The sequence below is a fragment of the Nocardia barduliensis genome (genome assembly GCF_013315795.1).
Lineage (GTDB): Bacteria > Actinomycetota > Actinomycetes > Mycobacteriales > Mycobacteriaceae > Nocardia > Nocardia barduliensis.
The window spans coordinates 63,425-77,632 of the sequence record NZ_JABLTE010000034.1; the positions used below are offsets into that span (position 1 = coordinate 63,425).

At 69.9% G+C, this 14,208-nt stretch carries 12 protein-coding genes; 5 read left to right on the forward strand and 7 right to left on the reverse strand.

Features of this window, described 5'->3' with window-relative positions; all coding sequences use genetic code 11:
- Nucleotides 1-11: 11 nt before the first annotated feature.
- The 4 genes from HOV91_RS16785 to HOV91_RS16800 all read right to left on the reverse strand — a co-directional run bounded on the left by HOV91_RS16785 (nt 12) and on the right by HOV91_RS16800 (nt 6,501).
- Nucleotides 12-1,703: an AMP-dependent synthetase/ligase gene (locus HOV91_RS16785; RefSeq protein WP_312884656.1), complete on the reverse strand. Its 1,692-nt coding sequence runs from the start codon at nt 1,701-1,703 to the stop codon at nt 12-14.
- An 88-nt stretch (nt 1,704-1,791) separates the two neighbouring features.
- Nucleotides 1,792-2,724, reverse strand: a complete 933-nt coding sequence (locus tag HOV91_RS16790) for a LysR family transcriptional regulator (RefSeq protein WP_174186336.1) — start codon at nt 2,722-2,724, stop codon at nt 1,792-1,794.
- A 269-nt stretch (nt 2,725-2,993) separates the two neighbouring features.
- Complete coding sequence (locus tag HOV91_RS16795) at nt 2,994-5,018, reverse strand: serine/threonine-protein kinase (protein WP_174186337.1); 2,025 nt, start codon at nt 5,016-5,018, stop codon at nt 2,994-2,996.
- A 238-nt stretch (nt 5,019-5,256) separates the two neighbouring features.
- Complete coding sequence (locus HOV91_RS16800; RefSeq protein WP_312884657.1) at nt 5,257-6,501, reverse strand: PucR family transcriptional regulator; 1,245 nt, start codon at nt 6,499-6,501, stop codon at nt 5,257-5,259.
- A 126-nt stretch (nt 6,502-6,627) separates the two neighbouring features.
- Between HOV91_RS16800 and pruA the strand changes: the two genes are divergently transcribed.
- The 4 genes from pruA (at nt 6,628) to HOV91_RS16820 (ending at nt 12,306) form a co-directional block, all read left to right on the forward strand.
- Complete coding sequence (gene pruA, locus HOV91_RS16805) at nt 6,628-8,265, forward strand: L-glutamate gamma-semialdehyde dehydrogenase (protein WP_174186339.1); 1,638 nt, start codon at nt 6,628-6,630, stop codon at nt 8,263-8,265.
- The gene (locus HOV91_RS16810; RefSeq protein ID WP_174186340.1) at nt 8,265-9,224 is read left to right on the forward strand and encodes a proline dehydrogenase family protein; all 960 of its coding nucleotides are present in this window, start codon (nt 8,265-8,267) and stop codon (nt 9,222-9,224) included. The genes pruA and HOV91_RS16810 overlap by 1 nt, the downstream gene beginning before the upstream one ends.
- Nucleotides 9,225-9,347: 123 nt before the next feature.
- A complete protein-coding gene (locus HOV91_RS16815) occupies nt 9,348-10,790 on the forward strand; it encodes an amino acid permease (protein ID WP_174186341.1) in 1,443 nt (480 codons plus the stop codon).
- Between the two features lie 106 nt (nt 10,791-10,896).
- Nucleotides 10,897-12,306 (forward strand): amidase, encoded by a 1,410-nt coding sequence (locus HOV91_RS16820; protein WP_174186342.1) that lies wholly within the window; start codon nt 10,897-10,899, stop codon nt 12,304-12,306.
- A gap of 86 nt (nt 12,307-12,392) precedes the next feature.
- Here the strand turns inward: HOV91_RS16820 and HOV91_RS16825 are convergent, their stop codons facing one another.
- Nucleotides 12,393-12,824, reverse strand: a complete 432-nt coding sequence (locus HOV91_RS16825; RefSeq protein WP_174186343.1) for a nitroreductase family deazaflavin-dependent oxidoreductase — start codon at nt 12,822-12,824, stop codon at nt 12,393-12,395.
- 95 nt (nt 12,825-12,919) lie between these two features.
- Nucleotides 12,920-13,327 (reverse strand): TIGR03668 family PPOX class F420-dependent oxidoreductase, encoded by a 408-nt coding sequence (locus tag HOV91_RS16830; protein WP_217440593.1) that lies wholly within the window; start codon nt 13,325-13,327, stop codon nt 12,920-12,922.
- Nucleotides 13,328-13,502: 175 nt separating this feature from the next.
- Here HOV91_RS16830 and HOV91_RS16835 point away from each other — a divergent pair, with 175 nt between their 5' ends.
- Nucleotides 13,503-13,919, forward strand: coding sequence for a hypothetical protein (locus HOV91_RS16835; RefSeq protein ID WP_174186345.1), 417 nt, complete (start codon nt 13,503-13,505; stop codon nt 13,917-13,919).
- A 94-nt stretch (nt 13,920-14,013) separates the two neighbouring features.
- On the opposite strand, the gene HOV91_RS39490 is transcribed toward HOV91_RS16835, so the two are convergent.
- Nucleotides 14,014-14,208 (reverse strand): hypothetical protein (locus tag HOV91_RS39490; protein WP_217440579.1); only part of this gene is annotated, 195 nt, incomplete at its 5' end.

The window sequence follows — 14,208 nt, forward strand, 5'->3', positions numbered from 1 at the left end:
ATCGGCCGCGGCTATCGTGCGGGCCGAGGGGCCGAATACAGCAGTTCGATATCCGCCGCGTACGCCTCGGCGATCGCGGCGCGGCGCAGTTTCCGGGACGACGTCGACAATCCGTCTTCAACGGTGAAATCGCCGTCCACGATCCGGAATGCCCGAATCGATTCGGCGCGCGAGACCAGAGAATTCGCATCGTCGATCGCCGATTGGACGGCGGCGGTGAGATCACCGTCCGGATCGGCGGCGCGCCAGCGCTGCACCTGCACCGGATCCACGGTGACCAGGGCCGCGACGAAATCGCGGCCGTCGCCGAGCACCATGCAGTTGGACACCAGGGGATGCAGCCGGATTCGGTCCTCCAGCGGCGTGGGGGCGACGTTCTTGCCGCCGGAGGTCACCAGGATCTCCTTCTTGCGTCCGGTGATCCGCAGGAATCCGTCGTCGTCGAGTTCGCCGAGGTCACCGGTGTGCAGCCAGCCCTGCGCGTCCACCGGCGACTGGCTCGCCGCCGCGCCCCAGTAGCCCGGTGACACGTGCGGCCCGCCGACCAGCACTTCCCCGTCCTCCTCGGCGATCGCCACCGAGGTGCCCGGGATCGGCCTGCCGACCGTGCCGAGCCGGTTGGTCTCCGGGGCGCTCACCGTCACGGCGGTCGCGGCCTCGGTGAGGCCGTAGCAATTCAGCAGCAGCACACCGAAACCCGCGTAGAACCCGACCGTCGAGTCGTCCAGCGAGGCGCCACCGGAGATGACGTGGCGCAGCTCGCCGCCGAGCGCTGCCGCCACCGGGTGCGCCGACGGTTCCGGCGCTGCCTGCGCCCGCATCAGCTCCAGGCCGCGGCGCACCGCCTCCCGCTCCTCGTCTTCGGTGAGCAGGGTGCGGCAGTACTTGCGGATCTTCTCCAGGCCGTAGGGGATCATCGCGAGGAAGGTCGGCCGCACCGTCGGCAGCACCGGCACCAGGTCGGGAATGCCGGGCAGCAGGTGGGTGCGGCTGCCGCCGAACAGGCAGGCGAACAGGATGGTCTGGCCGAAGACGTGCGCCAGCGGCAGGGCCAGCACGGTGGTCCCGTCGAACATGTCGCCGGTGCGGCGCACCGTGTTTGCCGAGGACACGAACATGTTGCGGTGGGTGATCAGGCAGCCCTTGGCTACGCCGGTGGTGCCGCTGGTGTACACGATCATCGCCAGGTCGTCGGGTCGCACCTCGGCCATGCGCGCGGCCAGCCCGGGATCGATCGCGCCGGTGGCCCAGTCCGCGATCTGCTCGAAGACCCAGACCTCCCCCGCGCCCGCCGCGCGCAGCCGCTCGGCGTCCTCGGCGCTCTCGGCGGCGAAATACGCGCTGCCGCTGTCGCTGAGGATGTGCTCGATCTGGCTGGGCGAGGACGTGGGATAGACCGGCACCACCACCGCGCCGAGGGCCAGCAGCGCGCAATCCAGCAGCACCCAGGCCAGGCTCGTGCGGCCGAGCACCGCGACCCGATCGCCGGCCGTGACGCCGCGTGCGGCCAGCGCCGAGGCCAGGGCGCGCGCCCTTCGGTCCACCTCGGCGCTGGTGAGCTGCGTTCCGTCGGCGTCGCACAGCGAAAGCCGGTCCGGATGCTCGGCCGCCGCACCGGAGATCACCGAATACAAACTCGCCGAGTCCGGAAGATCGAAACCATTTTCTCCGACCGACACCGCGATGACAGAAACTGTGTTCACAATGTCGAATTGTGGTCGGCCGCACCGAATTATCGTGCTGTCGATATCGCGGTTCCTACCGCGCGAATGTCATCACCTATCGACGTGGTCAGGCCGACACCGCGCGGGCAATATCGATTTGCGCCGGTTCCGGGGAATCGATGCAATCCAAGAAAAAGCCGACCGACGGATTCGACTCGTCCGCACGCCACACCGCGTACAAATCGAGCGTCGGCACCGGATCCAACAGTTTGACCGCGACCGAAGCACTCCCCGGCCCACCCATGCCCATCGAAATCGCCCGCGGCAGCGACGCGAATCCCACCAGCGGGCGCACCGAGACCATGTGCGCCGTCGCACCGGGGTCGTCGGCGGTGTGCGCCACCGTCAGGGAGATCCGGGAATCCGCGGCCGCGCGGAAGATCGAGTCGTACATGGCCGGACACTGCTCGCGGGCGAACAGCACGCAATCCTGGCCCTCTAGTTCGGCGAAGGGAACGCCGGGCCGATCGGCCCATCGATGTCGGCGCCCGACCACGGCGACCAGCGGCACCCGATGCAGCAGCCGCCGGTACCGGAAATCGGTCGTGCTCGGATGGCCGTACACCAGGGCGAGGTCCAGCGACCCGTCGCAGAGCGCGGCCAGCTGCGGGCCGGTGCGCTTCTCCCACAGCGACACCACGATGTCGGGGTGCCGCTCGGTCATCCTGGTGAGCGCCTCCGGCAGCACATGTCTGCTGGCCGGAAGGTTGTAACCGATGTTGAGGGTGCCCGCCCGCCCTTCGGCGGTCGCCTTCGCGGCCTGGGCCGCGCGGTCCATCTGCGCCACGATGAGCCGGGCCTGACTCTCGAACTCCCGGCCCGCCGGGGTCAGCTTGACCTCGTGCGAATTGCGTGCGACCAGTTGCACGCCGAGCGACTTCTCCAGCTTCTGCAGCTGGGCACTGAGACTGGGCTGCGTGAGATGCAAGCGCTGCGCTGCGCGGCCGAAATGCAGCTCTTCGGCAATCGTGATGAATGAAACCAGATGTCGGAACTCCATGCCGCCGGCTCCTTTTTCCGCGTACCGGAAACGGTAGCGCCACCAGGTAACCGAGGATGAACCAGATCAGGACGAACGGCGCCTAGACCGTAGCGGGTGGGTGAACTGGACCCTCAGCCGGAACAGGGTGTGCTACTCGCGCCCGTGACCATCCAGAATCCCGGAAATCCGGCCGGACGGCAACTCGAAGCGGGACGCGGCGCGGCGAGCGGCCGCCCGGCGAATCGGCGGCATGCGCACCGGTTACCTCGCAGCGCCGGGACGTGACGCTAGCCGAAGTGCTGGCGGAACCACGCCGTCAGCTCGGCCTCGCTCTTCGGTCCCGGATCCGGGTGATCGGAGCGCAGGGTGCAGAAGTGCGCGGCGAGGGCGAACTTGTCGTGCACCAGGAACAGACAACTGGGCCCGAGCGCGGGATCGTCGGCCGGGTAACAGAAGAAACGGCCGAGAACGTTGCCGTCCTGCCGCCACACGTCGTCGCCCCGCTCGCCGCGACCGCACACATGGCCGGAGAACTGCCCGCGGTTGGCCTCGTACAGGTACGTCGCCGACTCCTCGTCCGGGAAACCGTAGAATTCCGCGGTCGGGAACCCGGCCTTCGTGCCACAGGTCAGCACCGCGTCCACCGGGCCGGGCGGCGGATCGACGTGCCTGCAGTTGCCCGGACCGAAATCACCGGCCAGATGGCCGAGCACCGCACGGTCGGCTTCGGTGAAATAGTCCGGATCCGCGGCGGTATCGGTCGTGCGGAACGCGCCGCCGTCGCGGGCGGCGACGTAGTCGCGGTACGCCTGCTCGGCGGGGCCCCAGATGTAGACCGCGACCGCCATCGCCTGCTCGTCCGCGACCAGCAGCCCCGGCCGGGGCGCCGCGGGATCGTCCACCCTGCTGATGAAACAGGACTTGCGGCCGATCTCGTCGCCGTCACGCAGCATCGGTCCGTCCTTGCCGGGCGGGTCGCCGGGGCAGTTACGCGCTTGCAGGCTGGCCAGCAACGTCGAGGTGTAGCCGCGCAGTTGGTCGACCGTGCGGAACCGCAGGAATCGCGCCGCGGGATTGCTCGCGGCCGGATTCGCGGCGCAGAACACGACGGCGACCGTGGGCGGGTCGGGGTCCTCGTGCACGCAGTTGGCCCGTTTGTAGCCCGCCGAACCGACCAGCGACAGGAGTTCGACGTCCGGGCCGTGCGGGGCGCTCGCGTCGGGCACGGCGGCGCCGGTGGTCGGACGGGTCAGCTCCCAGCCGACGAAGCCGAGCACGGCGGCCAGCAGCACGACGCACAGCAGGGCGAGCACCCGGAGCAGGCGTCGACGGCGTGGTCGCCGCCTGCCGTCGCGGCCGCCCGGCTCCGGCGGACCGCTCGTCGCCCCCGACCGCTCGCCCGGCGGACCCGCACCGGTCGGCGGACCTCCGTCCCCCGGATCGGTCGGCGCCCGCGCCGGGCCGCCGGTGGCCGCCTCGGCCAGCGCCGCCTGCGCAGCCGCTCCCAGCTCACCCGCCGTGCCGTACCGTGCCCGCGGTTCTTTGGCCATACCGCGCGCGACCACCGCGTCCAGCGGGGCGGGCAGTGCGGGCCGGTGCGCATGCGGCCGCGGCGGCGGCTCGAACAGGTGGGCCGAGATGATCTGCGCCTCGGTGTCCTTCGGGTACGGTCGCGAACCGGTCAGGCACTCGTACAGCACGCAGGTCAGGGCGTAGATGTCGGCGGCGGGGGTGACCGCGCGGGAGTGGAACCGCTCCGGCGCCATGTAGTGGAACGATCCGATCGCCGAGCCGTCGCTGGTGAGACTCTCGGCGGTGGCCGACTGCGCGATGCCGAAGTCCACCAGGTAGGCGAAGCCGTCGGCGGTGAGCAGGATGTTGTCCGGCTTGATGTCGCGGTGCACCAGGCCGTCGGCGTGCGCGGCGTCCAGGGCCGCGGCGACCTGTCGCACGATCGCGATCGACCGCCGCGGGTCCAGCGGCGCCTGCTCGTTCAGCACCGCGCGCAGGCTGTCGCCGCCGACCAGCCGCATGTCGATGAAGAGCCGGCCGTCGATCTCGCCGTAGTCGTGGATCGGGATGATGTGCGGCTCCTGCAAACGCGCCGCGACATGGGACTCGCGCCGGAACCGTTCCCGGAACACCGGGTCGTCGTGCAGTCGCTCGGGCAGCACCTTCAGCGCGATGACGCGGTCCTTGACGGTGTCGTAGGCCTCGAACACTTCCCCCATGCCGCCACGACCGATCAGGCGATCCAGGCGGTACGGCCCGAATCGCGACCCCACCTCGAGCGTATGACGTCGTGCGGTCATCTCGTCCTCCGTGACGGGGACCCGGAGGGTGTCCGGCGCGGACCGAGCCGAACGCCTTCCCGGGGCCGTGACCCGGGTTCCTGCGCTCAACTGTAGAGCGCTGCCGACCGCTTCGGCAGGGATATCGCGCAGCGGGCCGGTCGGCCGCCCATTCACCGGATCGGCACGTCGGCGCAGGTCGGCGGGATTTGCACGGTGGCTGTCGCTGCGCGCCCGCCGTGGGCGGTGCGGGTGGCGGTCACGGCCGGGCGGGCAGGCGACGGTGCAGGGCGAGCTGGATCTCCAGCAGCAGGCGATCGGCCGGGTCGTCGAGGTTCATGCCGAGGATGTCCTCGACCCGGCGCAGCCGGTAGCGCAGCGTATTCGGATGCACGCACAGCGCCGCGGCGGCGGCGCGCACGTCGCCGTGTTCGCGCAGATAGGTCTCGGCACTCTCGCGCAGGTTCGCGGAATGCTTGCGGTCGTAGTCGAACAGCGCTCGCAGCCGGGGATCGCGCAGTTCCGCCCGCGATCCGACGAGGTCGAGCACCTCGCCCAGCAGCACCGCCGTCCGTGCCTCGGCGAGAGTGGTCACCCGCTGCCCGGGTGCGGCCGTGACAGTACTGTCGAGCACCCGATCGACCTCCGCGCGCGCTGCGGCCACCTCGCCCAGATCGGGGACCGGGCAGGCGATCGCCGCCCGCAACCACAGCGAGCGCCGATTCTCGAACTGCTCGATCAACTGCCGGGTCCAGGCCGTCACCGCCTGCGCGGAGCGGTAGCCGGGCAGCAGCACATAGACGCGCCCACCGATCGTCGCGGTCACCGAGTCACCGCGAAAAGAGCTGGCGTGCAAGCGCAGAGCGCTGCCCAGCGCGGCGGCATCGGCGCCGGACGCCTGCCCGCCGGGCCCGAGCGCGAACCCGATCACCGCCGCCGGACCGGTCGGCGGCAGGTTCAGCGCGTCCGCCACTACCGCCGTGTCGACCGCAGGGCCACCCGCGCCGAACAGCCGCCGAGTCACCAGCGCCGCGGTGGTCGGCGCGTCCAGAGTCCGGGAGATCAGGCGCCCGGCGATGGCCGCCGCGCCGCGCAGGATCTCGGCCGCGTCCGGTTCGAACGGCCGATCGCCCTGTTGCAACCAGATCGCTCCGAGCACCCGTGGCGCGCGGGCGTCCACGTCCGCGGGACGGCGGATGCCGATCACCAACCTGCGCTTGATGTTCAGCTCGTCGTGCGCGGGAACGTCGACGACCTCGCCGGTTTCCCGCAGGCGATCGAAAACGCCCCATTGCCGCAGCAACGTCAGATATTCCGGCGGTCCCTCCCGGCCGAGGATCGATCGCACGCGCAAGGGGTCGGCGTTCTCGTCGGACGCCGAGTACGCGAGCACGTGCGAGCGCGGATCCTCGATCGACACCATCCCGCCCGCGTGGTGCGCGATCAGCTGCGCCAGCTCGAACAGATCGATGTCCGCGGCGATCCGCTCACCATCCCCGGCCACGTTCCCGTCCTTCGGCCAACTCGACAACGCACTTGTCCCATCTTTGTCCGACTGACTCATTCTCCGGGCAGTTTTCCGGTGTTGACTTCCCTCTACCGGAAAATCACCGAAATAGCAGGAGGTCTCATGGACGCCGTCGTTGCCCCGCCACCGCCGGTCAACGAACCGGTGGGCAGTTTCGCGCCGGGCACCGCCGAACGCGAGCGCCTGCGGGTGAAGCTGGCCGAACTCGCCGCGACGCCGACCGACGTGACGCACGTCATCGGCGGCGTGCACCAGGAAGGTTCCGGCGAGCGCGTCCGGGTGGTGCAGCCGCACCGGCACGCCGCCGTCCTCGGCACGCTCGGCACGGCCGGAGCGGGCGAGGTGCGCGACGCCATCGCGGCGGCGACCGCCGCGGCGCCGGACTGGCGTGCGCTGTCGTTCGCCGAGCGCGCCGCGATCTTCCTGCGCGCCGCCGACCTGCTGGCCGGGCCGTGGCGCGAAACCATCGCCGCCGCAACGATGCTGGGCCAATCCAAGACGGCCTACCAGGCCGAGGTCGACACTCCGTGCGAGCTGGTCGACTTCTGGCGATTCAACGTGCACTTCGCCCGCCGGATTCTGGCCGACCAGCCGATCTCGGCGCCGGGGGTGTGGAATCAGGTGGACTACCGCCCGCTCGAAGGCTTCGTCTACGCGATCACGCCGTTCAACTTCTCCGCCATCGCGGGCAACCTGCCCACCGCGCCCGCGCTGATGGGCAACACCGTCGTGTGGAAGCCCGCGCTCACCCAGTCGGTGGCGGCGTACTGGACGATGCGGCTGCTGGAAGCCGCCGGTCTGCCGCCCGGCGTGATCAACATGGTGCACGGCGCCGGACCCGAAGTGTCGGAGGTGGCGCTGGCCGATCACCGTCTCGCCGGCATCCACTTCACCGGGTCCACCGCGACCTTCCGGCACCTCTGGCGCACCGTGGCGGCGAATCTCGACCACTACGACACCTACCCGCGTCTGGTCGGCGAGACCGGCGGCAAGGACTTCGTCGTGGCGCACAGCTCCGCCGATCCCGAGGTGCTGAGCACGGCCCTGATCCGCGGCGCGTTCGACTACCAGGGCCAGAAGTGCTCGGCTGCCTCGCGCGCGTTCCTGCCGCGTTCCCTGTGGGACCGGATGGGCCGGGAGTTCCTCGACCGGGTGGCCGCGCTCAGCTACGGCGACGTCACCGACTTCCGCCACTTCGGCGGCGCACTCATCGACCGGCGCGCCTTCGCGAAGAACACCGACGCCCTCGCGCGCGCCAAGGCGACGCCCGGCCTGACCGTCGCCACAGGCGGTCACGCCGACGACAGCGTCGGCTATTTCGTCGAGCCCACCGTCCTGCTCGGCGACGACCCCACCGACGAGGCGTTCCGCACCGAGTACTTCGGACCGATCCTCGCCGTGCACGTCTACGACGATTCGGGACGCGGATCGTTCGAGGCCACGCTCGACCTGATCGACCGCGGCTCACCCTACGGCCTGACCGGCGCGGTCGTCGCCGAGGACCGGGCCGCGATCGGCGCCGCTGTCGAGCGGTTGCGCTTCACGGCGGGCAACTTCTACGTCAACGACAAGCCCACCGGCGCGGTCGTCGGCCAGCAGCCGTTCGGCGGGTCGCGTGCCTCCGGCACCAACGACAAGGCAGGCTCGGCACAGCACCTGCTGCGCTGGACCTCCGCTCGCACGATCAAGGAAACCTTCGTCCCCGCGACCGACCACCGCTACCCGCACCAGGAGTTGTGATGGCCTTCTCCGGACTGCTGCGGCCCGCCGTCCTGGCGGCGTCGCGTTCCCCGCGCATCGAGCGCGCGATCACCCGCATGCCGACCACCAAGAAGCTGGTCGACCGTTTCGTCGCGGGCGAGACCGAGGGCGACGCGGTAGCCGCGTCCTCGGCGCTGCTCGGCTCCGGCCGCTTCGTGAGCATCGACTACCTGGGCGAGGACACCACCGATCTCGACCGCGCTCGCGGAACCGTCGCGCACTACCTGCGGCTGCTGTCGGCGCTGGGCGAACTGCGGGCCGTGCACGAGGCGCCGGTACCTCGGCTGGAGGTTTCGCTCAAGCTGTCCGCGCTGGGCCAGTCGCTGCCGCAGAACGGGTACGCCATCGCCCGCGAGCACGCCTACGAGATCTGCACGGCGGCGAAGGCCGCCGGGGTCTGGGTGACCGTGGACGCCGAGGACCACACCACCACCGACTCGACGCTGTCCATCGTGCGTGAGCTGCGGCTGGATTTCCCGTGGCTGGGCACGGTCTTGCAGGCGTATCTCAAACGCACCGAGCAGGACTGCCGGTACTTCGCCGGGCCTGGTTCACGGATCCGGTTGTGCAAGGGCGCCTATCGCGAACCGGCGTCGGTGGCCTATCAGAGCCGATCCGCGGTGGACGAGTCCTACTTGCGTTGCCTGCGGGTCCTGATGGAGGGCAAGGGTTACCCGATGATCGCCACGCACGACCCGGCGCTGATCGATGCGGCGCTGCGCGGAGTCAGCGAAAGCGGGCGCAAGACGGGCGATTACGAGTTCCAGATGCTGCACGGCATCCGCGACGCCGAACAGCTGCGGCTGGCCGGAGCGGGCCACGCACTGCGCGTCTACCTGCCCTACGGCGACCAGTGGTACGGCTACTTCATGCGCAGGCTGGCCGAGCGTCCCGCCAACATCGCGTTCTTCCTGCGCTCCTTCGGCCGCGACCGCTGAGCGCACGAACAGGCGACACCCGGGTTCACGATACTCGGCCGCAGTCGCGAAAGCCGACCGTAGAATGCCGGTACGCGAACACCCAGCGCCGCAGGCGCTGGAAGAACCAACACAGGGTGAAACATGTCCTTCGCGCATTTACGCAGCCAGATGACGCGCCGGAAACCGCTCGGCGAAGTGGAGGACGAGGCCGCCGCGGCCGACGAGCAGCTGGCGCGGTCGCTCGGCCTGTGGCAGCTCACCGCGATCGGCGTCGGCGGCATCATCGGCGCGGGCATCTTCACCCTGGCGGGCGCGGTCGCGCACTCCGTCACCGGACCGTCGGTGTTGATCTCGTTCCTCATCGCGGGTGTGGCCAGTGGCGCCGCCGCGCTGTGTTACGCCGAATTCGCCGGGATGATCCCCAAGGCCGGGTCCGCCTACACCTACGGGTACGTGTCGCTCGGCGAGATCGCGGGCTGGTTCATCGGGTGGGATCTGTTGCTGGAGTACATCGCGGTCGCGGCGGTGGTCGCCATCGGCGTCTCCGGATATTTCAAGTTCCTGCTGGAGCAGGTCGACATCACGCTGCCGGATTGGATGATGGGCGCCTCGGGCACCGGCGAAGGGCACGTGATCGATGTGTTCGCCGTCCTGTTCTGCCTCGGCACGGCCTGGCTGCTGTCGCGCGGCATCCGCAGCGTCGGCCGGTTCGAGACCGTGGCCGTCGGCGTCAAGGTCGCCTTGGTGGTGCTGATCGTGGTGCTCGGCGTGTTCCATATCGACAGCTCGAACTACACCCCGTACTTCCCGTTCGGCGCCGGGGCGGTGTGGACGGGCGCGGCCACGGTCTTCTTCGCCGTGTTCGGTTACGACGCGATGAGCACCGCCGCCGAGGAGTCCACCGAGGGCAAGAAGCACCTGCCGAAGGCGATCATCTATTCGCTGGCCATCGCCATGGTGCTCTACGTGCTGGCCACGCTGGTGCTGACCGGCATGCAGAGATACACCGAGATCAGCCCGACCAGCGGATTCTCCACCGCCTTCGAGTCGGTCGGGCAGCCGGGCGTCGCGAACATCATCGCGGTCGGCGCCATCGTCGGCATCGTCACCGTGGTGCTCACCTTCATGCTCGGCGTCACCCGGGTCTGGTTCGCCATGAGCCGCGACGGGCTGCTGCCGGAGTGGTTCGCCAAGACCCATCCGGTCCGCAAGGTGCCCACCCGGGTGACCTGGATCGTCGGTATCGGGTCGGCGCTGATGGCCGGGTTGCTGGATATCACGGTGGTCGCCGAGCTGACCAATATCGGCATCCTGATGGCGTTCATCGTGGTGTCCGTCGCGGTGATCGTGCTGCGGCGCACCCGCCCCGAGGAGCCGCGCGAGTTCCGGCTGCCGTTCATGCCGGTGGTGCCGCTGATCGGCATCGGATTCTCGATGTACCTGATCTGGTCGCTGCCGTGGGAGACCTGGGCGCGGTTCGCGAGCTGGCTGGTCGTCGGCCTGATCGTCTATTTCGCGTATTCGCGCACCCACTCCAAGCTGGAGCGCCCCGCCGCCCTGACGAAAGGCCCGGCGACCGGGTGAGTCCGCCGGATCGGCCGGGCTCGCCGACGGGGTGATTGCGGAATGGTCGCTCGACTGCATACGGTCGAGCATGTCGGCACCGGCGGCCCGGAAGGAGCGGTAGCGGATGGATCTCCAGGAGGTCGTTTCCTCGGGCGTGCTCGAACAGCGCGAGCTGTTGGCGCAGGGCGCGCTGTCCGCGGAGCAACTCGTCGAAGCGACGCTCGACGGAATCGATGCGGCCGCGGATCTCGGCGCCTTCACCCGCGTCCTGCGCGAGGAGGCCAGGGCCGAGGCGGTCGAACGAGACCGGGCGCGGGCGGCGGGCGACCCGGTCGGCCCCTTGCACGGGGTGCCGATCGCGGTGAAGGACGAATTCGACGTCGCTGGCGTGGTGACCAGCTTCGGCACCAGGGCGAACGCGACGCCCGCCGTGGCGGACGCCGAGGCGGTGCGCAGGCTGCGCGCGGCCGGAGCGGTCATCGTCGGCAAGACCACGATGCCGGAATTCGGGCAGTGGCCGTTCACCGAGTCCAGCACCTTCGGCATGGCCCGCAACCCGTGGGACCACAGCCGCTCCACCGGCGGGTCGAGCGGCGGGTCCGCCGCCGCGGTGGCGGCCGGTCTGGTGCCCGCCGCCCTCGGCGGCGACGGCGGCGGATCGATCCGGATTCCCGCGGCATGCTGCGGGTTGTTCGGGCTGAAACCGCAACGGGGCCGCGTGCCGATCGCCCCGAACGAGCACCTGTGGTGGGCGCTGGGGGTAGCCGGACCGCTCACCCGCGGCGTGCTGGACTCCGCCGTGGTCTACGACGTCATTCGCGGCGCCACCCGCACCGACCGCTTCCGTGCGCCGGACCCGGACCTCTCCTTCGAGGCGGCGGCGCGCGGCCCGGCCCGGCCGATGCGCATCGGCTACAGCGCGAAATCCCCCATTCCGCTGGTGAAAGTGGACCCGCAGCACGTGCGGGTCGTCCGCGACACCGCGAGACTGCTCGCCGAGCTGGGCCACACGGTCGCGGAGATCGACCCCGGATACCCGGATTCGACCCACGCCTTCTTCCCGCAGTTCTTCGGCGGCGTGCGCGCCGAACTGGCCGAGGTGGACCATCCGGAGCTGCTCGAACACCGCACCAGGCAGACGGTCGCGCTCGGCGCGTGGGCGCGCGGGCGGGTCGTCGAATGGGCGATCCGGCGTGGGGAGGCGGTGCGGCGCAAGGCCGATCGAATCTTCACCGAGTGCGATCTGCTGCTGACGCCCACCATCGCGATCCGCCCACCGCTGCTGGGTGTGCTCGACGGGGCGAACACCGCGCGAGCTCAGCTCGCCTCGGTTCCGATGGTCGCGTACACCGCGATCTGGAACGTCACCGGCCATCCCGCGGCGTCGGTGCCCGCCGGTGTGGGCGACGACGGGCTGCCCCTCGCGGTCCAGCTCGTCGGCCCCACGAACGGCGAGACGACGATCCTCCCGATCGCCGCGCAACTCGAGCAGGCGCGTCCGCAACCCCGTCCGGTGCTCCGCTCTACCCGATAGGACGACGCTCGGCGCGAGCGCAGGCGGCCGGATGTCCGGACTGGTGCTGCGCGACTACCGAGCCCGGCCGTCACCCAGCGGCGGTCTCACTGCTTCGGCGTCAGCAGGACGAGCGGAATCTCGCGCGTGGTCTTCGTCTGGTAGTCGGCGTAGTTCTTCGCCGCGGCGGTGACGCGGGGCCACAGCGCGGCCCGCTCCTCGGCCGTGGCCACCCGAGCCGTCATGGGCACCTTCGGACCGCTGCGCACCGACACGACGACGTCCGGGTTGTCGCGCAGGTTCAGAAACCATGCCGGGTGCACCGGGTCGCCGCCACGGGAGGCGACGATGACGTAGGTGTCGCCGTCCACGACCGGAGCGGTGAGCATGACCGCGTGCGGACGGCCGGATTTGCGTCCGGTGGTCGTGAGCTCGAGCGACGGCATGCCCGCGAAATCGTTGCCCAGCTTCCCGAAGCTGACCTTCAGCAGGACGCGGTGCGCGGTATTCATGGCCTTCAGCGCGAAATTCGAGGGCATGCGATCCTCACGATCGACTCGACAGGTGGTCCGGCAAGGCGACTCCCACGGCGGGAGGCGACGAATCGGACTGTACCCGAACCGGCGCGGCGCGCTCAGCGCGCGGACCATCCCGACCAGCGGGCCACGTCGATGGCTATCACCGGTCCCGGCGGCGGCTGTCGTTCGTATTGCGGGTAGCGCGCGGTCAATCGACGGATCGCCGCCTCCGCCTCGGCGCCGTCCGCGATGCGGGCGGCTCCGTCGGCGCGGGCCCACCACAGCTGGGTCCAGTCGTCGCCGTAGCGGTCGGCGAGCACGGCCACCGCCGGGTTCGCGGCGATGTTGTCCAGGCGGCGCAACGCCGTGGTCGTCTTGGGCTTGGCGTCCACGCTGGTGTAGATGACGTCGCCGGCCACCACGAACACGATAGGGACCAGATGCGGGCGCAGCCGCGCCGAAACGGTTGCCAACCGCGCGACCGGACTGGTCGCGAATCGTTTGCGGGCTTCCTCGGAACTCAGTCGCACACCCACCTCCTCGAGACCATCGTCCCCGTGAATCGGGGATTCAGTCTGTTCCGTCCCCTATGCAACCGGACATTTGCCGTGAAATCACGGTGATCGACTGCTCCCACGCTACGGTCGAGTGAATGTTTGACCCGTCAAGAGGCTATGTCCCCAGAAGGTGGAGGCGGTCGTGGACATCGATATCACTGCCCGGCTGAACCTAGCGTTCGAGATGTGGGAGCGTGCGCACGGGCGCCCGCTCGCCGACGATACGGTCGAGACATGGGTGACCGCGGCCGGGTACGACCTGGAACCAGGTCACCTGGCGAAAGTTCGGCGCGGGCAGCTCACCACGCTCCCGGAGCAGGCGCGCGCCGGGCTGGCGCATGTGTTCGGGCTCGACCCCAACTATTTCGTCTTCGACCCCGGCCCCGACCGGGCCGACGACGCCGAAGTGATCGCGCACCTGGACAATTCGGCTCTGCGCCGGCTCGGGCAAGCCGTGAACGGCGTGTCGCTGCGCACGCTGCTGTACCTGGAGTCCGTCGCCGAAGTACTCCGGCAGGCCGACGGCCTGCCGCCGTGCGAGCAGACCGCACAACTCTGATCCACCACGACAGCGGCTCGGTTTCGGCCCCCGGCTCGGGTAGACCGGCGGGCCGGCCACACCGCCGATGGACGCGCGGTGGGCGCGTCGATAATCAAAAATGAAAATATCCGTCGGCAATACCGCCGCCCGCACCGGCGCAACCACGGATAGTGAATTCCAGGCAAACGAGAATTCGGCAATTTTCCACTGACCGCGCTGTCGCATAGCCTTTTTCGGACCTCGCCAGCGCAATCCGAGCATCGCCGGGGCGGGCGAATTGTCCGCCCCGCGCCGCCCGCCCCCGTAA